The organism is Pseudomonas sp. S1_E05 (assembly GCF_056337105.1).
Genome location: NZ_JBFRHM010000001.1, coordinates 5,348,140 through 5,369,982, shown reverse-complemented (window position 1 = coordinate 5,369,982; position 21,843 = coordinate 5,348,140). Strand labels below are relative to the sequence as shown.

The window sequence follows — 21,843 nt, the reverse complement described above, 5'->3', positions numbered from 1 at the left end:
GTCAATTCATGGATTTCATCTTGCTGGAGCACCTAATGCCCCTAAAACCGCTCGTACTGCTCAGTGTTTTCAGCTTGCTGGTGGCCTGCGGCAGTGACGCCCCCAAGCCCCAGCCGCCCACTCCCGGCCCTGCCCCCCAGGCGGCACAGAAGAAAGCCCGACAGGCAACAGAGCTCGGCCCGCTGCCCGCTTACCAACGCGAACTGAGCGGCACGCTGCAAGGCGTCCCGGAGGGCGCCGAGGTAGAACTGGCCCTGCTGGTGATCGACGAAAAGGACCGTCCGCAACAATTGCTCGCCAGTTCCAGCCTGATCGGCACCAACCAGGTGCTGCCCTTTCACCTGCGCTTCAACCCGGATGCCTTTCCCGTCGGAGCCCGGGTTGAACTGCGCGGTCGCGCCAGCCAATCTGGCCAATTGATTCTGCATCTGCCCTCGCAGCTCATTACCCAGCCGACGACCCAGGCCCTGGGCGAGCTGCAATTTGTCAAAGCACCATGATGGCACCGCAGGACCTGCAACAGGCATTGAGTGAACTGTTGGGCGATGCACGACTGGTGACGTGTGAGTTGCCGGACACCGAGCTCAAGCTTTGGCTGATCGACGGCGACCGCATGGACCGCGCCTTCAGTCCCGAAGAAACGCGACGGATTCTGCATGAACCGCCGTACTGGAGTTTCTGTTGGGCCAGCGGGCTGGCGGTGGCCCGTTACCTCGCCGAGTTTCCCCATTGGGTCAAGGGCAAGCGCGTGCTGGATTTCGGCGCAGGCTCCGGGGTCGCGGCGATAGCGGCGGTGAAAGCGGGCGCGCTGGAAGTGGTGGCCTGCGACCTCGACCCGCTGGCACTGGCCGCTTGCCGGGCGAACGCCGAACTCAACAATGTGCAGCTGGAATATTCGGCGGACTTTTTCGCCGAAACCGACCGCTTCGACCTGATCCTGGTGGCCGACGTGCTGTATGACCGAGCCAACCTGCCGCTGCTCGATCAGTTCCTGAATCGCGGCAAGGAAGCACTGGTGGCTGATTCGCGCGTCCGGGACTTTCGTCACCCGACGTATCAGCGCATCGAGATGTTGCAGGCATTAACCCTGCCGGACCTGGCCGAACCCGAGGAGTTTCGGCATGTGAGCCTGTATCACGCACGCCGGCGTTAAAATCCCCCTGCAGGAGCGGACTTGTCCGCGATGGATTCAGCACCACCGCTGGGCATCAGGTACCCCGCGTCATCGTTGGCCACCATCGCGGACAAGTCCGCTCCTACAGGGGCGCTTCCGGCCACCCCCCGCCAAGCCGTATAGTGAACCCAATCTAGCTTGCCAAGAGATCCCCCATGAGTCAGGAAACGCCCTACATCTTCGACGCCACGACCGCCGACTTCGAGCAGTCGGTGATCGAGAACTCCTTTCACAAGCCGGTGCTGGTGGACTTCTGGGCCGAGTGGTGTGCGCCCTGCAAAGTGCTGATGCCGATGCTGCAGACCATTGCCGAGAGCTATCAGGGCGAGTTGCTGCTGGCCAAGGTGAACTGCGATGTCGAACAGGACATCGTGGCCCGCTTCGGTATTCGCAGCCTGCCGACCGTGGTGCTGTTCAAGGATGGCCAGCCTGTAGACGGTTTTGCCGGTGCTCAACCGGAGTCGGCCGTGCGGGCGATGCTCGAGCCGCATGTGCAGATGCCGCCTCCGGCCGCAGCCGACCCGCTCGAACAGGCCCAGGCGCTGTTCGACGAGAGCCGTTTCGCTGATGCCGAAGCCGTGCTCACCGTGCTGCTGGGTGAAGACAATACCAACGCCAGGGCGCTGATTCTCTACGCCCGCTGCCTGACCGAGCGCGGTGAGCTGGGCGAGGCTCAAACCGTGCTCGACGCGGTCAAGACCGATGAGCACAAAGCGGCCCTGGCAGGTGCAAAGGCGCAGATCAAGTTCCTCGGCCAGGCCAGGGATCTGCCGGACGCCGCGGACCTGAAGGCGCGCCTGGCGAAAAATCCGCAGGACGATGAAGCGGTGTATCAACTGGCGATCCAGCAACTGGCGCGCCAGCAGTACGACGCGGCCCTGGATGCGCTGCTCAAGTTGTTCATCCGTAACCGCAGCTACAGCGAGGGCTTGCCACACAAGACCTTGCTGCAAGTGTTCGAACTGCTGGGCAATGATCACCCACTGGTGACCACTTATCGCCGCAAACTGTTCGCTGCCTTGTATTAAGCCTGACCGATCCAGCTATAGAGCGGCGTGTCCCCGCCGCTCGACACTTTCACCTCGGCACAATGGCGCAGGCGCACCAGCAGGCGTTTGCCTGACGCCCCGTTGCCGGTCAGCCCTTGCAACTGATCGAGCAAATCCGGCCCGGTCAATTGCCCTGCCTTGCGCAGCAGATCCTTCGCGATTTGCCATTGCGTGTCGTCCTGGCTTTGCGCTCGGGTCGGCGCCGCACTGGCTTCAGGTTTGTCCACCTGAACCTGTGCTCCGAGCCGCGCCCAGTCGGCGTCGTCCATCTCCAGGGTCAAATCCACCGGCCAGTCGCCGATGGTTCCGCGTATCCGCACCATAAGTCTGCTCCCGCACATTTCTGGCTCACATGCTCCCATGGGACTTGTGCAACGCCAAGCAGACAGTCAAACTCTGCGCACCAACGTTATAAGATTACATAACAAATTATTCATCTCAGGTTCCGGAGACTTCCCCATGCGTCGTTTGCTCCTCGCTTTGCCGTTCGCCCTGTTGCCACTTGCTGTCGCTCAGGCGGCGCAAGAACATAACCACGACCATGAGCACGGCAGCCTCGGTGCCCACGAACATGGCGTCGGCCGCCTGAATGCCGCGCTCGATGGTCAGACCCTGGAGCTTGAGCTGGAAAGCCCTGCGATGAACCTGGTGGGGTTCGAACACGCCGCCACGACCGACGCCGACAAGGCCAAGGTCGCTGCTGTCCGCGCACAGCTTGAAAAGCCATTGGCCCTGTTCAGTCTGCCGAAAGCTGCCGGTTGTGTGGTCGCGAGCCAGGCACTGGAAAGCCCGTTGTTCGGTGACAAACCCGAGGCCGACGATGATCACGACCACGACGAGGACGCCAAGGGCGAGCACCACCACGAGCACAGCGAAATCCACGCTCACTACCAATTCACCTGCGCCACGCCTGGCGCGCTGAACACCCTGGATCTGGCAAACATCTTCAATACCTTTCCAGCCACCCAGAAAATTCAGGTACAACTGATCAGCCCGAGCGGCCAGCAAGGTGTTGAAGTGACGTCCAAGGCAGCGGCGCTGAAGTTCTAACTCCTGACGCTTGAATGCTCCCGATGGAGGTCAACGATAACGCGGGCTGGAATGATGCCCTGCGCAAGTCTTGAGTCCATCGCGAGCAAGCTCGCTCCTACAGGGTAAGTAACGAGTCATTCACCCAATCGGTTTCACATGACCCAAGCACTCATCGAACTGTCAGACCTGGGCTTCAGCTGGCCCGGTCACCCGCCACTGCTGGACATCCCGGCGTTTCGCCTAGAGCCCGGAGAAACCCTGTTCCTCAAGGGCCCCAGTGGCAGTGGCAAGACCACCCTGCTCGGGCTGCTTGGCGGCGTGCAGAAGCCGGATCGCGGCAGCATCCGCCTGCTCGGCCAGGAACTCACTGAACTGGGCGCCGGAGCCCGTGATCGCTTCCGTGTCGACCACACCGGCTACATCTTCCAGCAGTTCAACCTGCTGCCGTTTCTTTCGGTGCGCGAGAACGTCGAGTTGCCCTGCCACTTTTCCAGGCTGCGCGCCGAACGCGCGAAGCAGCGCCACGGCAGCGTCGACCAGGCCGCAGCGACGCTGCTCGCGCATCTGGGCTTGAAGGATGAAAGCATCCTGGGTCGGCGCGCCGACTCGCTGTCCATCGGCCAGCAACAACGGGTGGCTGCCGCTCGCGCGTTGATTGGTCAACCGGAACTGGTGATCGCGGACGAACCCACTTCGGCCCTGGACTACGACGCGCGGGAAAATTTCATCCGCCTGCTGTTTGCCGAGTGCCGTGAAGCGGGATCGAGCCTGCTGTTCGTCAGCCATGACCAGAGCCTCGCGCCGCTGTTCGATCGCAACCTGTCGCTGGCCGAACTCAATCGCGCCGCCACGCCCGCAGAGGTCTGAGATGTATTTGTTTCGTCTAGCGATGGCCAGCCTGGCTAACCGCCGTTTCACCGCGATCCTCACCGCCTTCGCCATCGCCCTGTCGGTCTGCCTGCTACTGGCAGTGGAGCGTGTGCGAACCGAGGCCAAGGCCAGCTTCGCCAGCACCATCAGCGGCACCGACCTGATTGTCGGCGCCCGCTCGGGCTCGGTGAACCTGCTGCTGTATTCGGTGTTCCGCATCGGCAACGCCACCAACAACATTCGCTGGGACAGCTTCGAACACTTCGCCAACAACCCGAAAGTGAAGTGGGCGATCCCGATGTCCCTGGGCGATTCCCACCGCGGCTATCGCGTCATGGGCACCACCGAGGCGTACTTCGAGCATTATCAATATGGGCGCCAGCAGCATCTGGAGCTGGCGGACGGACGCGCCTTCGCCATCGATCCGTTTGAAGTGGTACTGGGCGCAGAAGTGGCCGAGGCACTGCATTACAAACTCGGTGACAAACTGGTGCTGGCCCACGGTGTTGCCGCGATCAGCCTGGTCAAGCACGACGATAAACCCTTCACCGTGGTGGGCGTTCTCAAACGCACCGGCACCCCGGTAGACCGCACGTTGCACATCAGCCTCGGCGGCATGGAGGCGATTCACATCGACTGGCACAACGGTGTCCCGGCGCGGGGCAACGGGCGGATCAGCGCCGATCAGGCACGCAACATGGACCTGACACCCCAGGCGATCACAGCGTTCATGCTGGGCCTCAACAGCAAGATTTCCACCTTCGCCCTGCAACGCGAGATCAACGAATTTCGCGGCGAGCCGATGCTGGCGATCCTGCCGGGCGTGGCGCTGCAAGAGCTGTGGAGTTTGATGAGCACCGCGGAAAAAGCCTTGTTCGTGGTGTCGTTGTTCGTGGTGCTGACCGGGTTGATCGGCATGCTGACGGCGATTCTCACCAGTCTCAATGAGCGCCGTCGCGAGATGGCGATTTTGCGCTCGGTTGGCGCCCGGCCATGGCACGTCGCGACATTGCTGGTGCTGGAGGCGTTCGCCCTGGCGCTGTCGGGGGTGATTGCCGGCGTGGCATTGCTGTACGTGGGCATCGCCGCTGCACAGGGTTACGTGCAGGCCAATTACGGTTTGTATCTGCCGCTGGCCTGGCCAAGCGAATATGAATGGACGCTGCTCGGTGGCATCCTGATCGCTGCTCTGCTGATGGGCAGCGTGCCGGCCTGGCGCGCGTATCGCCAATCCCTGGCCGATGGCCTGTCGATCCGTTTATGAGGAAGTTGAACATGCCCCGCGCTTTGCTTGCGCTGTTGATGCTGGTCGCCCTGCCGCTCTGGGCCGCCGAGCCGAAAGAACTGACCTGGTCGGAAATGATCCCGCCGGATGCCATGCCCGAAGTGCCGGACATGAGACCCCTGCACGACCTTTCGCAGATGAGCAATGCGCTGTCCGCCGAGTCGGCGCCAGCGGCCAAACAGGCGATGCCCAACGCACCGGTGGTGATGAGTCTGGATGGACAGAACATTCGACTACCGGGCTACATCGTGCCGCTGGAAGTCAGCGAGGAGGGCCGCACCACGGAGTTCCTGCTGGTGCCGTATTTCGGCGCCTGCATCCACGTGCCGCCACCGCCGTCGAACCAGATCGTGCACGTGAAAAGCGAAGTGGGGGTCAAGGTCGACGAGCTGTATCAGCCGTACTGGGTGGAAGGAGCGATGCAGGTGAAAGCGTCCACCAGTGAACTGGCCGATGCTGGATATCAGATGGAGGCGGACAAGATTTACATGTATGAGTTGCCGGAGTGAATCGAGGCGCCGGTATCCTCTGTAGATGCGGGCTTGCCCGCGATGGGGCCCTCGAAGTTCCGCAAAAATTTCACCCATCACTGTTTCATTGAGCTGAATCAAAAGACCGTATCAGGCGGCTCCGTACCATTGGGACATCAAACATTTAAAACGTCCTTTGGGAGCCTCCATGCACAAGTCTTTGCTCAGCGCTTCATTGTTCGCCCTCGCACTCGCCGCCCCGATCGCCCACGCCCACGAAGCGGGCGACATCCTGATCCGGGCCGGTGCCATCACCGTCAACCCGAAAGCCGACAGTTCCAGCGTGAAGGTCGATCAGGGCCCGCTCAAAGGTGCTGACCTGGGCGGCAAGGCAACCATGGACAGCGACACCCAACTGGGTCTGAACTTCGCTTACATGCTCGACAGCCACTGGGGTATCGAGCTGCTGGCCGCCACACCATTCCAGCATGACGTGAAACTCAAGAACACGGCGCTGGACGCAGCCAACGGCAAACTCGGCAGCCTGAAACACCTGCCGCCTACCCTGAGTGTCGTGTACTACCCTCTGGATTCGAAGTCGGCGTTCCAGCCTTATGTCGGCGCCGGCATCAACTACACCTGGATCTTCGATGAAGAGCTGAGCAGCGATGCCAAGTCCAGTGGCTTCAGCAACTTCAAGGCGAAAAACTCCTGGGGCATGGCCTTCCAGGTCGGTGCCGACTACATGATCACCGACAACATCCTGCTCAACGCCCAAGTGCGTTACATCGACATCGATACCCAGGCGACCGTTGAAAACAATGCCGTCGCACCGGGTACTCGGGCGAAGGTCAACGTGGATGTCGACCCGTTCATCTACATGGTCGGCCTGGGCTACAAGTTCTAAAATCGTTCACGTGGTGGGAACGAGCTGCAAAAAAAAGGCGCCTGTGAAGGCGCCTTTTTCTATTGCCGCGGCATCCGCTCAACGTCCGAGCAGACGCGCCAAACCGACACTCATCGACGTGCGGGCAGGCAAGACAAAACGCGCCTGCAAGCGTTGGTTATTCGCCCGTGAGTGGCGGATATCGCCAGAACGCGCCGGACCGTAATTCACCGGTGGCAGTTCGCCGACCACTTCTTTCAAGGCATCGAGCATCTGCTTGAGACTGGTGGCCTGGTTCCAGCCAACATTGACCGCTCCCACCTCGGGCTGCGGTTGCTCGATCGCCTGCACCAACACATCGACAAGGTCTGCGACGTAGACAAAATCCCGCGTCTGCTCACCGTCGCCGAACACGCTGATCGGCAAGCCCTTCTGCGCACGCTCGCTGAAAATGCTGATGACCCCGGAGTACGGCGAGGACGGATCCTGGCGCGGGCCGAAAATGTTGAAGAAGCGGAAAATCACCGGTTCCAGTTTGTGCTCGCGGCGGTAGAAGTCGAAGTAATGTTCGCTGGACAGTTTGTCCGAAGCGTAGGGCGTCAACGGCGCCTTGGGCGTGTCCTCGTCAATCGACTCACCTTCACCGTTGTTGCCATAGACCGCCGCGCTGGAGGCAAACAGCACACGCTTGACCCCGGCCTGGCGCATGGCCTCGCAGACGTTGAGCGAGCCGATGAAATTGCTTTGGTGGGTCCTCACCGGATCGTCCACCGAAGCTTGCACCGACGCGACCGCTGCCAGGTGCGCCACCGCGCTGCAACCACTCATCGCCTGCGCAACCAGCGTCGCATCAGCGACATCGCCGACGATCAGTTCGACCCTGGGGTTATCCAGCGGTAGATTGCTGCGCTTGCCCGTGGACAGGTCATCGACAATCCGCACCGAGTAGCCCTTGGCGAGCAAGGCATCGGTCAGGTGCGAGCCGATGAAACCGGCACCACCGGTAATGAGAACGGGGCCGTCAGCCATGGCGATAAAACCTGTCCAGTAAACCCGGGAGTGCCGCACGCCAGGCGCGTGGTTTGATCCCGAAGGTGTGAAGAATTTTCTTGCAGGCCAGCACCGCGTGTTGCGGCTCTTCGGCAGCGTCCGGGCGCGCGGCGTGAGCCTGGGCGGTGGGCTCTTCGATGGCCAGCGGATGCAGCGCGCGGGCTTCGGTGAGAATCGCCTGACCGAGCGCCAGCGGCGTGGTCGCCTCGTGCCCGGCGTAGTGATAGGTGCCCCACAGCGGCGCCGCACAGTCGAGTTGCTTGAGCACCGAAATGATCACCCGGGCCGCATCGTCCACCGGTGTCGGATTGCCCCGACGGTCATCGGCCATCAAGAGCTCTTCTGGGTTTTCGGCACGAGCCAGGAATCGTCCGAGTGTACCTTCGGGGCTGTCATCGAGCAGCCAGCCGAAACGCAGCAACACATGTTGCGGGCACGTGGCACGCACGCTCTGCTCGATTCGCCATAACGCCTGGCCGCGCAGGCCAAGCGGTACGGGTTCGTCTTTTTCGCTGTAGGCGGTGGCGCGAGAGCCGTCGAATACGCGATAGCTCGACGGTTGCAGCAGGACGATGTCGTGATGCTGGCACAATTCGGCCAGGCGCTCGACGGCCCGTTCCTGCCCGGCCAGACGCAGCTCGCTGACGGCCTCCGCCTGAAACCAGTCGAAGTAGTAGGCAAGGTTGATCACCGCATCCGGGCGGGTATCGTCAAGCAGTTGCGTCAGGCTCGCGGCATCCCAGCCGTCTTGCGGAGGGCGGGGGGCGAGGAAGCCGATGTCTTCCTCCGCACCGAGGCGAATCAGCGCCTGCCCAAGGGCATTTCCGCCGCCCAGTAACATAAGGCGCATTCGCATAGAGTCAGCAGGCCCAGTCTTGGTGGAAAAAAAGAAAGTTGTCGGAATCGTTGCATTTTGCGGGTTTAGTGCGCAACCGTCATCCGTAAAGTGTCGATGTCCGGGTCTTGCATCTTCCCGCCCCCACCCGCATAACTGGCCCCATGAACCTGCCCATCCCCGCAAACAGTGCCCTGAACGGCTTCCACCCTGCCGTCAGCGCCTGGTTCAGCAGCACCTTCCCAACGGTCACAGCCGCCCAGGCCCGGGCGTGGCCGCTGATCCGCCAGCACCGTTCGACCTTGATCGCCGCGCCCACCGGTTCGGGCAAGACGCTGACCGCGTTTCTCGCCGTGCTCGATGACCTGGTCCATCGCGGGCTGGAGAGCGGCGAAGGGTTGCCCGACGAAACGCTGGTGGTCTACGTGTCGCCGCTCAAGGCCCTGTCCAACGACATCCAGATCAACCTGCAAACCCCGCTGGCCGGCATCACCGCGCAACTGCGCGCCATGGGTTTGCCCGAGCTGCGCATCAACACCGCCGTACGTACCGGTGACACGCCGCAAAAAGAGCGCTCGGCCATGCGCAAGACCGCGCCGCACATTCTGGTGACCACCCCGGAATCGCTATACGTGCTGCTCGGCTCCGATTCCGGCCGGCACATGCTCAAATCCACGCGCACGGTCATCGTCGACGAAATCCATGCGATCGCCGCCAGCAAACGCGGCAGTCACCTGGCCCTGAGCCTGGAACGTCTGCAGGCGTTGAGTTCAACACCGCTGATGCGCATCGGTCTGTCGGCCACGCAAAAACCCATCGAGGCGGTGTCACGCTTCCTGGTCGGACGCGACCGCCCCTGCGAGATCATCGACATCGGCCACGCCCGTCCCCGAGACCTGGCCATCGAAGTGCCGCCGGTGCCGTTGTCGGCGGTGATGACCAATGACGTGTGGGAGCTGGTCTACGACCGCCTCGCCACGCTCGCCCGGGAGCACCGCACCACGCTGATATTCGTCAACACCCGGCGCCTGGCCGAACGCCTGAGCCGGCATCTGAGCGAACGCCTGGGCAAACAGGCCGTCGCGGCCCACCACGGCAGCCTGGCCAAGGAGTTTCGCCTGGACGCCGAACAACGGCTCAAGCGCGGCGAACTGCAAGTGCTGATCGCCACCGCTTCGCTGGAATTGGGTATCGACATTGGCGACGTTGACCTGGTGTGCCAGATTGCGTCGCCACGGTCGATTGCAGGCTTTCTGCAACGGGTCGGCCGTTCCGGCCACCAGGTGGGTGGCACGCCCAAGGGCCGCTTGTTCGCCACCACCCGCGACGACCTGATCGAATGCACCGCCCTGCTCGACTGCGTGCGGCGTGGCGAGCTCGACATCCTGCACATTCCACTCGCGCCGCTGGATGTGCTGGCCCAGCAGATCATCGCCGAGGTCAGTTGCCAGGAATGGCACGAACAGGCGTTGCTGGACATGTTCCGGCAGGCTTCGCCCTACGCCGGACTCGATGACAAGCACTATCAGGCGCTGCTGCAAATGCTCGCCGAAGGCTACAACGGGCGCCAGGGTATCCGCAGCGCGTTCCTGCACCGCGACGCCGTGACCCGTACACTGCGCGCCCGTCGCGGCAGTCGGCTGACCGCCGTGACCAGCGGCGGCACGATCCCCGACAATGCCGACTACAGCGTGCTGCTCGAACCCCAGGGCCTGAACATTGGCAGCGTCAATGAAGATTTCGCCGTGGAAAGCATTGCTGGCGACGTCTTCCAGCTGGGCAACACCTCGTACCGCATCCTGCGGGTCGAGACGGGCAAGGTCAGGGTCGAGGACGCACAGGGTCAGCCACCGACCATTCCGTTCTGGCTCGGTGAAGCGCCAGGACGCAGTAGCGAGTTGTCATTCGCCGTGGCGCGCCTGCAAGGGCACATCGACGAGTTGCTGAGCGCCACCCCCGGCAACTTGCAACCCACCGTCGACTGGCTGACCGACACCCTCGGCCTGGACCTCGCCAGCGCCGAGCAATTGGTCGACTACCTGGCCCGGGCGCGCCTGACACTGGGTGCCCTGCCCTCGCAGGATACGCTCGTGATGGAGCGTTTTTTCGACGAGTCCGGTGGGACTCAATTGATCATCCACACGCCCTTCGGCAGCCGCGTCAACCGCGCGTGGGGCCTGGCCTTGCGCAAGCGCTTCTGCCGCACCTTCAACTTCGAACTGCAGGCCGCCGCCAGTGAAGATGCCATCGTGCTGTCACTGTCCACCAGCCACAGTTTTGAACTGGACGAAGTCTGGCGCTATCTGCACAGCAACAGCGCCCAACACCTGCTGATTCAAGCCGTGCTCGAGGCGCCACTGTTTGGTGTGCGTTGGCGTTGGAACGCCGGGGTCGCACTGGCGCTGCCGCGTTTTACCGGCGGGCGCAAGGTTGCGCCACAGATCCAGCGGATGAAAAGCGAAGACCTGATCGCCAGCGTATTTCCCGACCAGATCGCCTGCGTTGAAAACCTCGCTGGCGAGCGCGAGGTGCCCGAGCATCCTTTGGTGGAGCAGACTCTCGACGACTGCCTGCACGAAGCCATGGACTGCGAAGGCTGGCTCACGCTGTTGCGGCGCATGGAACGCGGAGAGATTCGACTGATCAGCCGCGATCTGCCGGCACCCTCGCCACTGGCGGCAGAAATCCTCAGTGCACGGCCTTACACCTTTCTCGACGACGCACCGCTGGAAGAGCGGCGCACTCAAGCGGTGATCAACCGCCGCTGGACCGATGCGCAATCCACCGACGACCTCGGGGCCCTGGATGCCGAGGCGATTCAAGCGGTGTGCGACGAAGCCTGGCCGACACCGGCCAGTGTCGATGAAATGCACGAAACGCTGATGAGCCTGGCCTGCATCAGCGCAGTGGAGGCGCAGGCCAATCTCCAATGGCACGACTGGCTGGCCACCCTCGCGGAACGTGGTCGCGCCAGCCTTTTGCAATTGGATGACGGGAAATCGTTATGGCTACCCGTGGAACGGCTGACGTGCCTGCAAGCGATTTATCCACAGGCGATTCTGCGACCGCCGCTACAGGTGCTGCCGGGGTTCGATGAAGCCTGGAACGCAGACGACGCAGTGGTGGAAGTCATCCGTGCGCGGCTCGGCGCTTTTGGTCCGTTGCCGTTGCAGGCAATTGCCGATCCCCTGCAATTGCCATCGACGCAAGTCGCCCAGGCATTGGCGCAACTGGAGCGCGAAGGTTATGTGCTGCGCGGATTTTTCACTCCGGGCGCGGACCAGGAACAATGGTGCGAGCGGCATCTGCTCGCCCGAATTCATCGTTACACGGTCAAGCGTCTGCGCCGTGAAATCGAACCGGTGGCGTTGCAGGACTTCATGCGTTTTCTGTTCGACTGGCAGCATGCGTCCGCGAGCGCTCAAGGCAAGGGCAGCGCGGTCTTGCCGGCGATTATCGGCCAGTTCGAAGGCTACCCCGCCGCTGCTTCAGCCTGGGACAGCGACATCCTGCCGGCGCGCGTCACAGACTATTCGCCGAGCTGGCTGGATGAGCTGTGCCGCAGCGGCAAACTGGTGTGGACGCGCCTGACCGCGCACAGCGCCAGCAGCGCCTTGCGCAGCACTCCGATTGTGCTGCTGCCGCGCAGCCAGGTCGGGTTGTGGAGCGGCCTGACGGAACAAACGCCGGTGAGTGAACTGTCGCCTAAAGCGCAGAAGGTCTACGACGCCTTCAACCAGCACGGCGCACTGTTTTTCGATGAGCTGATGCATGAGGCCCATCTGCTGCGTACCGAGCTGGAAATCGCCTTGCAGGAACTGGTGGGTGCCGGGTTGGTGAATGCTGACAGTTTTGCCGGGTTGCGCGCCCTGATCACACCCGCCAGCAAACGCCAAACCCGCAGCAGTCGACGCGGACGGGGGGCATTCATCGGCGGCATGGACGATGCCGGGCGCTGGGCTTTACTGCGACGCGGGCCGACAGGCGCCGCGCGGGATAAAAACCAGCCCATCCCCAGTGACACTCTCGAACACATCGCCATGACCCTGCTTCGGCGTTACGGCGCAGTGTTCTGGCGTCTGCTGGAGCGCGAGGCGGATTGGCTGCCGAGTTGGCGTGAGTTGCTACGCACCTTTCATCGCCTGGAAGCCAGGGGCGAGATTCGCGGCGGACGGTTTGTCAGTGGCCTGGCCGGTGAGCAGTTCGCCTTGCCCGAGGCGATTCCCTTACTACGCGAAGTCCGCCGGCGTGGACATGACGGCAGTCTGATCGTGGTGTGCGGCGTTGACCCGCTGAACCTGGCTGGCACATTGCTGCCGGGGGCGAAAGTGCCGGCATTGGCAAGTAATCGGTTGGTGTACCGCGATGGGTTGCCGGTCGCGGCGGTGATTGCCGGCAAGCCCGTTTATTGGGTGGAGGCAGATGTGGCGTTGCAGGACAAGCTGATCCGACCGTTTTGAGGGCCATGCCCGCTCCTACACAAGCCCCCTGTAGGAGCGAGTTTACTCGCGATGGTCGTCGATGATGACGCTGGCTGTCTGGAGCCCCGCGGTGTCCGGACCTTCATCGCGAGCGTGCTCGCTCCTACAGAGGGCGTTCGTACACTAAAAAACCCTGCCTAAGTCCGCGAAGGATCCGGCAACACCACCCCCGCACTCTCCTCCTGCACATCCTCCTGCGCCGCCTGCCGCTTCGGCATGAAAACCTGCTGTGGATAAGTCTGCGCGAAATGCACCGATGGGTTGTTATCCACAAGCTTTTTCAAGCGCTGGTTGAACGCCCGGCTCACCGCATATTGCCCGCCGGACACCGTGCGAAATTGCGCCGTCAGCACTACGCCGTTGAGGTCCATCTTGTCGACACCGAATACATCCAGCGGGCCTTGCAGGTTGTACTTGAGAAACGCGTCCTCGCGAATCGAATCCCCGGCCTCTCGGATAAGCGCGATGGCCTGGTCGACATCGGTGTCATAGGTGAACTGCACGGAGAAAAACGCAAAGGCGAATTGCCGCGACTGGTTGGTAACGGCCTTGATCTGGCCAAACGGCACGGAGTGGACAAAACCCTTGCCGTCACGCAGGCGCAAGGTACGGATGGTCAGGCCTTCGACCGTACCGGCGTGACCGGAATCGAGCACCACCCAATCACCCACCGACAGCGTGTCCTCGATGATGATAAACAGACCGGTGATCACGTCCTGCACCAGTTGTTGCGAACCAAAACCGATGGCCAGGCCGACCACACCGGCACCCGCCAGCAGCGGCGCGACATTGATGCCCAGATTGGCCATGGTGGTAATCGCGCAGATCACCACCAGAATGATTTTGATCGCGTTGCGCAGCAGCGGCAGGATGGTCTTGACCCGCGTGCTCGGCTGTCGCGCCGAGCGCTTGTTGACCGGTGGTTTCAAGGCTTCCTGGATCGCCGTGTCGAGCACCACCCACAGCAGCCAGGTCACGAGCAGGATCAGGCCGATGCTGCTCAGCGAATCACTGATCGCCCGTCCCACTGAGTTGCGCTCGGCGAATTCAAACAGCGAGACACCCCAGATGCGTCCGAGAATTTCGATGAACGCCACGGCGATGACGATCCGCAGCAAGGCATGCAGCAAACTGAGAAAACGTTCCTTGTAGGCGCTGCTGCGCTGGATCGCTTCGGCTTTGCGGGATTTGAACAGGTGCTGGAACACCGTGCTGAGGAACACGGTGGCGATCAGCAAGATGGTCGTGAGCAGCGCGCAGCGCAGGGCTTTTTGATTGTCTTCGCCAACACCGATCAGGTTGATCACCGAGACCAGCACCATCAGCAGGATCGGCAGATACCAGAGTCCGGAAAATATTCGCAGTGACTCCTGCAATGAGGGCTGTTTCAAGCGCTGCGCCAGCGAGCGGTTACGAATCAGGTGCGCCACCGGCCGGCGCAGGCGAATCACCAACAGGCCGAAGATGACCGAGGCGAACAGGCCGGTGAACACCGCAATACTGCTGGTGAGATTGCCACCGATTTGCCGGGCGATTTGCGGGCTGGTCAAGGCATCGCTGAGGGCAGCGAGGAAGCCAATGAGGAACAGCGGTCTGGGGCAGTAATCACGGATAATCTGCACTGCCGGGCGCTTGTGGCCAGTCTTGAACAACACCACCACGCACAAGAACATCGACGTAGAGAAAATGCCGCTGCTGGTGGCGTAGGCAAAACACAGCGCCAGCGCCCTGCCTACCGAGACGGGCATGAAATGACTGGCATAGAGGGTCAACGGCAGGCAGACCAGCGCGGGTAACGTGTACGGCAACACGTAGCCAAGCAGATCCTGCGCACGATGACGCTCGCGCAGCCAACGTCCCTGACTCAAGCGCCGCGCCAGCAAGCCGCCGAGCACCGTGAGCAAGGCGAACACGCCGAGCCAAACACCGGACAAGAGCATGAAGTCGCCCGCCACGCTCATGGGTGATCGCGACGACGGCTGGTTCACCAGCTTACCGACCTCGTCCGCCGCCCGGTCCGCGCGCAGGCGCCAGGCGTCGACCAGGTTTTCGTTGAGGTCGAGTTTGTCCTGCACGTCATCGATGCTGGAACTGATGGCGCCCAGCAGGCCACCCTGGACCAGCGGCTCGGGTTTCGCCGGTTCCTCGGCAGCTGCGGGAACGCCCGGCAGCGCAGCGGCTTGCAACCCGTTGCTGCCCAAACACAGCAACGCCCCCAGTAACATCATGATCCTGAACTTGAGCAAAACGGAGAGCTCCTCGACAAGGGTCTGTTAGGAACTGATCAGCATTTGCCCGGCAAGTTCGGTTTTTGCTAAGCAGCCTGTAGGAGCGAGCATGCTCGCGATGGTCTTGAACGATGACGCTGGCGGCCTGATGCCCCGCGGTGATCTTGCGTCCATCGCGAGCATGCTCGCTCCTACAGGTCATGCGTCACTCGCTCGAAACTTTCGCCGCCCTCGCGCAGTCAGCCTGTAAATGGGGCACTCGGACAGGAGGCGACATGGCGGCGATTCACATCGGAATTTCAGGCTGGCGTTATACGCCCTGGCGGGGGGATTTCTACCCAAAGGGGCTTACCCAGAAGCGTGAATTGCACTTCGCCTCACGGGCCGTCAACAGTATCGAGATCAATGGATCGTTTTACGCCCTGCAACGCCCGGAGCGTTATGCCCAGTGGTATGACGAAACTCCGCGAGGCTTCATCTTCAGCGTCAAGGCCCCACGTTTCATCACGCACATCAAGCGCCTGCGGGACATCCACCTGCCCCTGGCCAACTTCTTCGCCTCCGGGGTACTGGAGCTCAAGGAAAAACTCGGCCCGTTCCTTTGGCAGTTTCCACCCAACTTCAAGTTCGACCCCGAACTGTTTGAGCATTTTCTTGAACAACTGCCCCGCGACACCTCCGAGGCTGCGGCCCTCGCCCGCCAGCATGATGACCACCTGCACGGCCAGGCCAGCACCCGAGCGTACAGGAAGAAGCCGCTACGCCATGCCGTGGAGATCCGCAACGACAGCTTCATCGACCCACAGTTCGTACGCTTGCTCAAGCGCTACAACGTCGCCCTGGTGGTCGCCGACACGGCCGGCAAATGGCCTTACCGTGAAGACATTACCAGCGACTTCGTCTATGTGCGCCTGCACGGAGCCGAGGAACTCTATGCCAGTGGCTACACGCCAGAGGCCCTAAAACGCTGGGGCGATCGGATCGAGGCCTGGCACCACGGCCAGCAACCCTCGGACCCGCACCTGATCGCGCCCCGACAGAAACCAAAACCGCGCAAATCTCGCGACGTGTTCTGCTTTTTCGACAACGACGTCAAAGTGCATGCGCCTTACGACGCCCGCCATTTGCTCAAGCGGTTCGGCCTGGACAAGAACCTTGAGACCACGCCGGGCGAACCGGTGGCCGATGGGGTGCTTTCATGAGTGAATCCTTGCCGTTGAGCCCCCCCGTACAGGGAACCCCAACCCCGCCGCCGGTGCATCGTTTCACGGTGCTGACCGTGAACACGCACAAGGGCTTCACGGCGCTCAATCGGCGTTTCATTCTGCCTGAGCTGCGTGAGGCCGTGCGCAGCGTGTCGGCCGACGTGGTGTTCCTGCAGGAGGTCCACGGCGCCCACGAACATCACCCCCAGCGCTACAGCAACTGGCCGGCGATGCCGCAATACGAGTTCCTCGCCGACACGCTCTGGCCGCAGTTTGCCTACGGGCGCAATGCGGTGTACCCGGCAGGCGATCACGGCAATGCGCTGCTGTCGAAATTCCAGATCATCCAGCATGACAACCTCGACGTGTCCATCAGCGGCCACGAGAACCGCGGCCTGCTGCATTGCGTGTTGCGCCTGCCGGGCGATGGTCCGCAGGTGCATGCGATCTGCGTTCACCTGGGACTGCGCGAAACACATCGCAACGAACAGCTGAAACTGCTGGCCCGGCTTCTCGACAAATTGCCCGCCGATGCGCCGGTAATCGTCGCCGGTGACTTCAATGACTGGCGCCAGCGTGCCGACGCATTACTCAAGCCGTGCGGCCTGCGCGAAGTATTCGCCGAGCACCACGGCAAACCGGCACGCAGTTTCCCGGCGCGCTTGCCTGCTTTGCGCCTGGACCGCATCTATGTGCGCAACCTCAAGGCCAGCCGCCCGCAAGTACTGTCAACGCGCCCCTGGTCGCACCTTTCCGACCACGCCCCCCTTTCGGTGGAGATCGAATTATGAGCAGCGCCCCGTTGGAAGAGACCCGCGTGGAGCATGTGGCCATGGAGCCGGGCGTCCGAGCCCCTGGCGTGGTCGATGTCGAGTACGGTTGGCAAGGCAACAACCTGGTGAGGCTGCTGGAAAATGGCGAAGCCTATTTTCCCCGGGTGTTCGAGGCCATGCGTGAAGCCAAGACCGAAATCCTCCTGGAAACCTTCATCGTGTTCGAGGACAAGGTGGGCAACGAACTGCAGCAAGTGCTGATCGAGGCGGCGCAACGCGGCGTGCGCGTCACCGCAAACTTCGATGGTTTCGGCTGCGGAGAGTTGACCACCGGCTACCTGACCGCGTTGAGCCAGGCCGGCGTACACATCCAGATGTTCGACCCCGCCCCCAAGCACCTGGGCTTTCGCACCAACTGGTTCCGCCGCTTGCATCGCAAGATTGTGGTAGTGGACGGCACGATTGCATTCATCGGCGGCATCAACTTTTCCGCTGACCACCTCGCTGATTTCGGGCCGGAAGCCAAGCAGGATTACTCAGTTGAAATCCAGGGGCCGGCCGTGGCGGATATTCATCATTTCGCCCTGCTGCAAAGCGGTCGCCCGGCGCGCGCCAAATACTGGTGGCAACGGCGCCGGCAGCGGCGCTCAGAGCTGGCGATCAGCGACCACGATGGCCAGGTACGCCTCGTTTATCGCGATAACGGCGATCACAACACCGACATCGAAGAGGTTTACCGGCAGGTGTTGCGCACGGCCCAGCGCCGGGTGGTGATTGCCAATGCGTACTTTTTCCCCGGATACCGTTTGCTGCGCGAAATCCGCAACGCCGCCCGCCGGGGCGTTGAGGTACGACTGATCCTGCAAGGCCAGCCGGACATGCTGGTGGCCAAACTGGCGGCCCGCATGACCTATGACTACCTGCTCAAGGCTGGTGTGCAAATCCACGAATACTGTGAGCGCCCGCTGCACGGCAAAGTCGCGCTGGTCGACGAGGATTGGGCCACCGTAGGTTCGAGCAACCTCGACCCGCTGAGCCTGTCGATGAACCTGGAAGCCAACGTGCTGATCCGTGATCGGGTGTTCAACCAGGAATTGTTCGATCGCCTGGAAATCCTCAGTGAAAACCATTGCAAAGCCATGGATCCGGACAAGGCGCCGCGCGGACGAATCTGGCACATGACCGTGGGTTTCCTGGTGTTTCACTTCCTTCGCCATTTCCCGTCCTGGGCGGGGTGGCTGCCGGCGCACAAGCCACGTTTGAAACTGTTCACTCACGCCACCGGGGGCGATCGCCATGGAACGCACTGATACTCAATCGCCCACGCGCACTGACGGCCAACATTCATCACGCTGGGCCAAGTGGAAAAAACCGCTGACGATGTTGTTCTTCCTGGCGCTGATCGTGCTGTTGACGATGCTGGCCCAGCGCATCGAATGGAACGAGGTGTTCGACACCCTCGCCGACTTCAAGGTGCGCACCCTGGTCATCGCTGCCGGCCTGACTCTGCTGAGTTTCCTGACCTACGCCAGCTATGACCTGATCGGCCGCACCTACATCCGACAGGACCTGACCTGGAAGCAGATCCTGCCCGTGGGCATCATCAGCTACGCCTTCAACCTCAACCTCAGTGCCTGGGTCGGCGGCATCGCTATGCGTTTTCGCCTGTACTCGCGGCTTGGCGTGAGCAAGGGCAACATCGCGAAGATCCTCGGGCTTAGCCTGACGACAAACTGGTTCGGCTACATGCTCATCGCCGGTGCGGTGTTCAGCAGCGGCTTGGTACGCATGCCGCCAGGCTGGAAACTCAGCAGCGATGCATTGCAGGGTGTGGGCTTTTTACTGTTGCTGGTGAGCGCGGGATATCTGGCCGCATGCCGGTTTTCCAAGCGGCGGGAGTGGTCGATACGCGGCGTGGAGATCAACCTGCCATCGGTGCGCATGGCGATTCTGCAATTGGCGTTGGGAGCGCTCAACTGGTCGCTGATGGCCGCGGTGATCTTTACTCTGCTGCCGAGCAAACTGGATTACCCATTGGTGCTCGGGGTGTTGCTGATCAGTGCCATTGCCGGGGTCATTACGCACATTCCGGCGGGGCTTGGGGTGCTGGAGGCGGTGTTTGTCGCGCTGTTACAGCACGAAGCCTCGCGTGGCAGTCTTGTAGCGGGTTTGCTGGCGTACCGGGCGATTTACTTCATCCTGCCGTTGTTGATTACGTTGGTGATGTATCTGGTGGTGGAGGCCAAGGCGAAGTCGTTGCGCATTGCCAAGAAGCCTCAGTAATGGGTGTGACGGCAAGGACGCCTTCGCGGGCAAGCCCGCTCCCACAAGGTTCTTCGGCGTTCCACAAATACATGAACACTGGAGAACACTGTGGGAGCGGGCTTGCCCGCGAAGGCGCCAGTAAGGCCACCCCATCACTTGGACTGAATGATGCTTAACCGCTCACCCACCACCATCTCGGTAATCCAGTCCACCAGGATCGAGGTGTAGGCCTGCTGCGAAACCGGTTCGCTCAACGCATGGTCGGCGCCGTCGATGATCCGGTGGGTCAACGAATGCGTCTGCTGGCACGCCGCGCGGTAACTCATGATTGTCGCGTGAGGCACGAAATCGTCGGTTTCGGATTCAACCAGCAAAACGTCCCCGGTGAACTGCGAACAGGCGTGCAATGCGCGGTTGCTGTCGGCGCGGACCAGGGTGCTGCGGTAATCACGCAGATCCTGTTTGTCCAGTTCACGCTTGGGCGTATGCCACTGCTCGTCGCGGTACAGCGCCGGCACCCGCAGCGCCAACCAGCGCACCGGACGCAATGACGTCAGGATCGACGCCAGATAACCGCCGTAACTGGTACCGACCACGGCAATCGCTGAAGTGTCCAGCGCCGGGTGCGCGAGCAATCGATCATACGCCGCCAGAAGATCGCGCAGATTATCCTCACGGGTGACCCGCGTCAGTGGAATGCCGGTGCCGCCGGTGTGCCCGCGCAAATCGAAGGTCAGGCACACACAGCCCAGGCCGGCAATGCCCTTGGCCCGTTCAAGATCACGCTCCTGGCTGCCGCCCCAACCGTGCACGAACAACACGCCGGGTACCTTGGACTTGGGACTCAGAAACGTCCCGCTCATCTGTTCGTCATCGATGTCGATTTGAATGCTTTCGCTTCTAGCCGTCATAGGATTGGACCGTTACATATTTGAGTAGGAACTCACTGTTCTGGGCCGGCCCGCGGTACACCTCGATGGCGTCCGCCGGCAGCGCGGTGTCGGTGTAGGTTTCCACCGAGGACACACGGATCGCACGCATTTGCGGGTCATTGATGAAACTCTGCAACGCCGCCACTTCCGCGCTGCTGGCACCGCCCATGCGCCAGGATTGTTCGAGCACACCACTGCGGCGCCTGCCGTTGCTGTCCACGCCCTGGGCAATGTCGTAATTGCGGCGCGAAGCATAGAACGCGGGATACGCTTGATCCGCAGCACAGTCGAACACCTGGGCCTGATGGATGGCCAGCCGCACGTCGTCGGGCAGCTTCAGCTCCAGTAAATCATCGTAATCACCGCGCACCACGATCAGGTTCGAACCGCCGTAGACCTCTTCGCCTTGAGCATCGCGGGTCAGGTATTGATCGCCGCAGTAGCTCAGCACGATGTCACCGAAAAAACTCTGCCCGACGCTATGAGTGACCACCTCAGACAGATCCTGCTCCAGCACCACGCCTTCAGTGAACAACGCCCGGGCCTCGGACCGAGCGAGGACCGCGTCGAACTCGTCCAGGCTCTTGATCACCTCTTGGCCACGTCCGGCGCAGGCATGAATGGGCTTCAGGCGAATCGGGCCGGCGTAGAGCAAGTGCTCCGCCGCTGATCGTGCATCGTCGAACGAAAACACGCTGAGCCCGTCGAGCACCACGCCGCGCACCCGCTCGGAAAACAACGGCGACCAACCCGGCGGGGCCAAGGCGTTCTTGTCGCGCAGGCCGTGGCTGATGGCCTTGGTGCAGATGAAATCATGTTCGACATAACCACCCCAGAGATCCTGGGGTCCCATGACCCCCAGTTGTCGGGCAATTGCAGCGCCCACCAGAGTCTGGGTCGGCAACAGGTAGAGGTCTCGCCCCTGATGGCGCTCGGGGTCGTAACTGCCGCCGTACTTGTAACCGAGGATCTGCGCCAGCCATCGAGCCAGTGCACGATTGGTCTCGACTTCGTGCTGTGGAGCATCGGGTCGCACGGAATGGGCGACTACCAGTTTCTTGCGGTTTGTTGGGGTCATGCGTCCCCCTTCAATCGGCGCTGGATGAATGTCATTGAAGGGGTGCAGAGATCAGGCCAATTGACCTTGTGAGGAAACGCCGTTGTAAATCAGGAGCTTTCGGGCGTGCTCCAGGACAGGCGCCGTTTTATTCTGCACGACGCCCCGTGCAAATTGCACGATTCTTGCCAGGTGCCATGCCCCCTGTAGGAGCGAGCTTGCTCGCGATTGCGTCGTGTCAGTCGGAAGAT

At 61.8% G+C, this 21,843-nt stretch carries 19 protein-coding genes; 13 read left to right on the top strand and 6 right to left on the bottom strand.

What is annotated here, in order from left to right; all coding sequences use genetic code 11:
• Positions 1-35: 35 nt before the first annotated feature.
• The 3 genes from AB4N33_RS24810 to trxA all read left to right on the top strand — a co-directional run bounded on the left by AB4N33_RS24810 (position 36) and on the right by trxA (position 2,202).
• Positions 36-500, top strand: coding sequence for a YbaY family lipoprotein (locus AB4N33_RS24810; protein ID WP_460120475.1), 465 nt, complete (start codon positions 36-38; stop codon positions 498-500).
• Positions 497-1,153 carry a class I SAM-dependent methyltransferase gene (locus AB4N33_RS24805; RefSeq protein ID WP_476458439.1) on the top strand — a complete coding sequence of 219 codons (657 nt, stop codon included), beginning with the start codon at positions 497-499 and terminating at the stop codon, positions 1,151-1,153. Before AB4N33_RS24810 ends, AB4N33_RS24805 begins: the two co-directional genes overlap by 4 nt.
• A 176-nt stretch (positions 1,154-1,329) precedes the next feature.
• On the top strand, positions 1,330-2,202 hold the full coding sequence (trxA, locus tag AB4N33_RS24800; RefSeq protein WP_476458438.1) for a thioredoxin: 873 nt from the start codon (positions 1,330-1,332) through the stop codon (positions 2,200-2,202).
• Here trxA and AB4N33_RS24795 read toward each other — a convergent pair.
• Positions 2,199-2,546: a hypothetical protein gene (locus AB4N33_RS24795; RefSeq protein ID WP_460120469.1), complete on the bottom strand. Its 348-nt coding sequence runs from the start codon at positions 2,544-2,546 to the stop codon at positions 2,199-2,201. The genes trxA and AB4N33_RS24795 overlap by 4 nt on opposite strands.
• Before the next feature lie 136 nt (positions 2,547-2,682).
• Between AB4N33_RS24795 and AB4N33_RS24790 the strand changes: the two genes are divergently transcribed.
• The 5 genes from AB4N33_RS24790 (at position 2,683) to AB4N33_RS24770 (ending at position 6,787) form a co-directional block, all read left to right on the top strand.
• On the top strand, positions 2,683-3,273 hold the full coding sequence (locus AB4N33_RS24790) for a DUF2796 domain-containing protein (RefSeq protein ID WP_476458437.1): 591 nt from the start codon (positions 2,683-2,685) through the stop codon (positions 3,271-3,273).
• Positions 3,274-3,411: 138 nt separating this feature from the next.
• Positions 3,412-4,122: an ABC transporter ATP-binding protein gene (locus AB4N33_RS24785; RefSeq protein WP_460120465.1), complete on the top strand. Its 711-nt coding sequence runs from the start codon at positions 3,412-3,414 to the stop codon at positions 4,120-4,122.
• Between the two features lies 1 nt (position 4,123).
• Entirely contained in the window at positions 4,124-5,389 is a 1,266-nt protein-coding gene (locus AB4N33_RS24780) for an ABC transporter permease (protein WP_476458436.1), read from the top strand.
• Between the two features lie 11 nt (positions 5,390-5,400).
• Entirely contained in the window at positions 5,401-5,919 is a 519-nt protein-coding gene (locus AB4N33_RS24775; RefSeq protein WP_460120461.1) for a DUF3299 domain-containing protein, read from the top strand.
• Positions 5,920-6,088: 169 nt separating this feature from the next.
• Positions 6,089-6,787, top strand: coding sequence for an OmpW/AlkL family protein (locus AB4N33_RS24770; protein WP_460120459.1), 699 nt, complete (start codon positions 6,089-6,091; stop codon positions 6,785-6,787).
• 78 nt (positions 6,788-6,865) lie between these two features.
• Here AB4N33_RS24770 and AB4N33_RS24765 read toward each other — a convergent pair whose 3' ends face one another.
• On the bottom strand, positions 6,866-7,795 hold the full coding sequence (locus AB4N33_RS24765) for an NAD-dependent epimerase/dehydratase family protein (protein WP_476458435.1): 930 nt from the start codon (positions 7,793-7,795) through the stop codon (positions 6,866-6,868).
• On the bottom strand, positions 7,788-8,672 hold the full coding sequence (locus AB4N33_RS24760) for a sugar nucleotide-binding protein (RefSeq protein WP_460120456.1): 885 nt from the start codon (positions 8,670-8,672) through the stop codon (positions 7,788-7,790). Before AB4N33_RS24760 ends, AB4N33_RS24765 begins: the two co-directional genes overlap by 8 nt.
• 143 nt (positions 8,673-8,815) lie before the next feature.
• Here AB4N33_RS24760 and AB4N33_RS24755 point away from each other — a divergent pair, with 143 nt between their 5' ends.
• On the top strand, positions 8,816-13,111 hold the full coding sequence (locus AB4N33_RS24755; RefSeq protein ID WP_476458434.1) for a DEAD/DEAH box helicase: 4,296 nt from the start codon (positions 8,816-8,818) through the stop codon (positions 13,109-13,111).
• Positions 13,112-13,269: 158 nt separating this feature from the next.
• Here AB4N33_RS24755 and AB4N33_RS24750 read toward each other — a convergent pair whose 3' ends face one another.
• Positions 13,270-15,378, bottom strand: coding sequence for a mechanosensitive ion channel family protein (locus AB4N33_RS24750; RefSeq protein ID WP_476458433.1), 2,109 nt, complete (start codon positions 15,376-15,378; stop codon positions 13,270-13,272).
• Positions 15,379-15,635: 257 nt separating this feature from the next.
• On the opposite strand from AB4N33_RS24750, the gene AB4N33_RS24745 reads away from it, so the two are divergent.
• The 4 genes from AB4N33_RS24745 to AB4N33_RS24730 are packed head-to-tail and all read left to right on the top strand — an operon-like array spanning position 15,636 to position 19,621.
• A complete protein-coding gene (locus AB4N33_RS24745; RefSeq protein ID WP_476458432.1) occupies positions 15,636-16,562 on the top strand; it encodes a DUF72 domain-containing protein in 927 nt (308 codons plus the stop codon).
• Positions 16,559-17,356 carry an endonuclease/exonuclease/phosphatase family protein gene (locus tag AB4N33_RS24740; protein WP_460140827.1) on the top strand — a complete coding sequence of 266 codons (798 nt, stop codon included), beginning with the start codon at positions 16,559-16,561 and terminating at the stop codon, positions 17,354-17,356. Before AB4N33_RS24745 ends, AB4N33_RS24740 begins: the two co-directional genes overlap by 4 nt.
• Positions 17,353-18,648 (top strand): cardiolipin synthase ClsB, encoded by a 1,296-nt coding sequence (gene clsB / locus AB4N33_RS24735; protein ID WP_476458431.1) that lies wholly within the window; start codon positions 17,353-17,355, stop codon positions 18,646-18,648. The genes AB4N33_RS24740 and clsB overlap by 4 nt, the downstream gene beginning before the upstream one ends.
• Positions 18,635-19,621 carry a lysylphosphatidylglycerol synthase domain-containing protein gene (locus AB4N33_RS24730; protein ID WP_460140825.1) on the top strand — a complete coding sequence of 329 codons (987 nt, stop codon included), beginning with the start codon at positions 18,635-18,637 and terminating at the stop codon, positions 19,619-19,621. Before clsB ends, AB4N33_RS24730 begins: the two co-directional genes overlap by 14 nt.
• A 134-nt stretch (positions 19,622-19,755) precedes the next feature.
• On the opposite strand, the gene AB4N33_RS24725 is transcribed toward AB4N33_RS24730, so the two are convergent.
• Together AB4N33_RS24725 and AB4N33_RS24720 are read right to left on the bottom strand one after the other, a co-directional pair.
• Positions 19,756-20,514: an alpha/beta hydrolase family protein gene (locus AB4N33_RS24725; RefSeq protein WP_460120443.1), complete on the bottom strand. Its 759-nt coding sequence runs from the start codon at positions 20,512-20,514 to the stop codon at positions 19,756-19,758.
• Positions 20,504-21,613, bottom strand: a complete 1,110-nt coding sequence (locus AB4N33_RS24720) for a DUF3182 family protein (protein ID WP_476458430.1) — start codon at positions 21,611-21,613, stop codon at positions 20,504-20,506. Before AB4N33_RS24720 ends, AB4N33_RS24725 begins: the two co-directional genes overlap by 11 nt.
• Between the last annotated feature and the right edge of the window lie 230 nt (positions 21,614-21,843).

What these genes read in the sequence shown, in the direction of transcription:
- AB4N33_RS24810 (WP_460120475.1), top strand. Translation starts at nt 36, where the DNA reads ATGCCCCTAAAACCGCTCGTACTGCTCAGTGTTTTCAGCTTGCTGGTG.
- AB4N33_RS24805 (WP_476458439.1), top strand. Translation starts at nt 497, where the DNA reads ATGATGGCACCGCAGGACCTGCAACAGGCATTGAGTGAACTGTTGGGC.
- trxA (WP_476458438.1), top strand. Translation starts at nt 1,330, where the DNA reads ATGAGTCAGGAAACGCCCTACATCTTCGACGCCACGACCGCCGACTTC.
- AB4N33_RS24795 (WP_460120469.1), bottom strand. Translation starts at nt 2,546, where the DNA reads ATGGTGCGGATACGCGGAACCATCGGCGACTGGCCGGTGGATTTGACC.
- AB4N33_RS24790 (WP_476458437.1), top strand. Translation starts at nt 2,683, where the DNA reads ATGCGTCGTTTGCTCCTCGCTTTGCCGTTCGCCCTGTTGCCACTTGCT.
- AB4N33_RS24785 (WP_460120465.1), top strand. Translation starts at nt 3,412, where the DNA reads ATGACCCAAGCACTCATCGAACTGTCAGACCTGGGCTTCAGCTGGCCC.
- AB4N33_RS24780 (WP_476458436.1), top strand. Translation starts at nt 4,124, where the DNA reads ATGTATTTGTTTCGTCTAGCGATGGCCAGCCTGGCTAACCGCCGTTTC.
- AB4N33_RS24775 (WP_460120461.1), top strand. Translation starts at nt 5,401, where the DNA reads ATGCCCCGCGCTTTGCTTGCGCTGTTGATGCTGGTCGCCCTGCCGCTC.
- AB4N33_RS24770 (WP_460120459.1), top strand. Translation starts at nt 6,089, where the DNA reads ATGCACAAGTCTTTGCTCAGCGCTTCATTGTTCGCCCTCGCACTCGCC.
- AB4N33_RS24765 (WP_476458435.1), bottom strand. Translation starts at nt 7,795, where the DNA reads ATGGCTGACGGCCCCGTTCTCATTACCGGTGGTGCCGGTTTCATCGGC.
- AB4N33_RS24760 (WP_460120456.1), bottom strand. Translation starts at nt 8,672, where the DNA reads ATGCGAATGCGCCTTATGTTACTGGGCGGCGGAAATGCCCTTGGGCAG.
- AB4N33_RS24755 (WP_476458434.1), top strand. Translation starts at nt 8,816, where the DNA reads ATGAACCTGCCCATCCCCGCAAACAGTGCCCTGAACGGCTTCCACCCT.
- AB4N33_RS24745 (WP_476458432.1), top strand. Translation starts at nt 15,636, where the DNA reads ATGGCGGCGATTCACATCGGAATTTCAGGCTGGCGTTATACGCCCTGG.
- AB4N33_RS24740 (WP_460140827.1), top strand. Translation starts at nt 16,559, where the DNA reads ATGAGTGAATCCTTGCCGTTGAGCCCCCCCGTACAGGGAACCCCAACC.
- clsB (WP_476458431.1), top strand. Translation starts at nt 17,353, where the DNA reads ATGAGCAGCGCCCCGTTGGAAGAGACCCGCGTGGAGCATGTGGCCATG.
- AB4N33_RS24730 (WP_460140825.1), top strand. Translation starts at nt 18,635, where the DNA reads ATGGAACGCACTGATACTCAATCGCCCACGCGCACTGACGGCCAACAT.
- AB4N33_RS24725 (WP_460120443.1), bottom strand. Translation starts at nt 20,514, where the DNA reads ATGACGGCTAGAAGCGAAAGCATTCAAATCGACATCGATGACGAACAG.
- AB4N33_RS24720 (WP_476458430.1), bottom strand. Translation starts at nt 21,613, where the DNA reads ATGACCCCAACAAACCGCAAGAAACTGGTAGTCGCCCATTCCGTGCGA.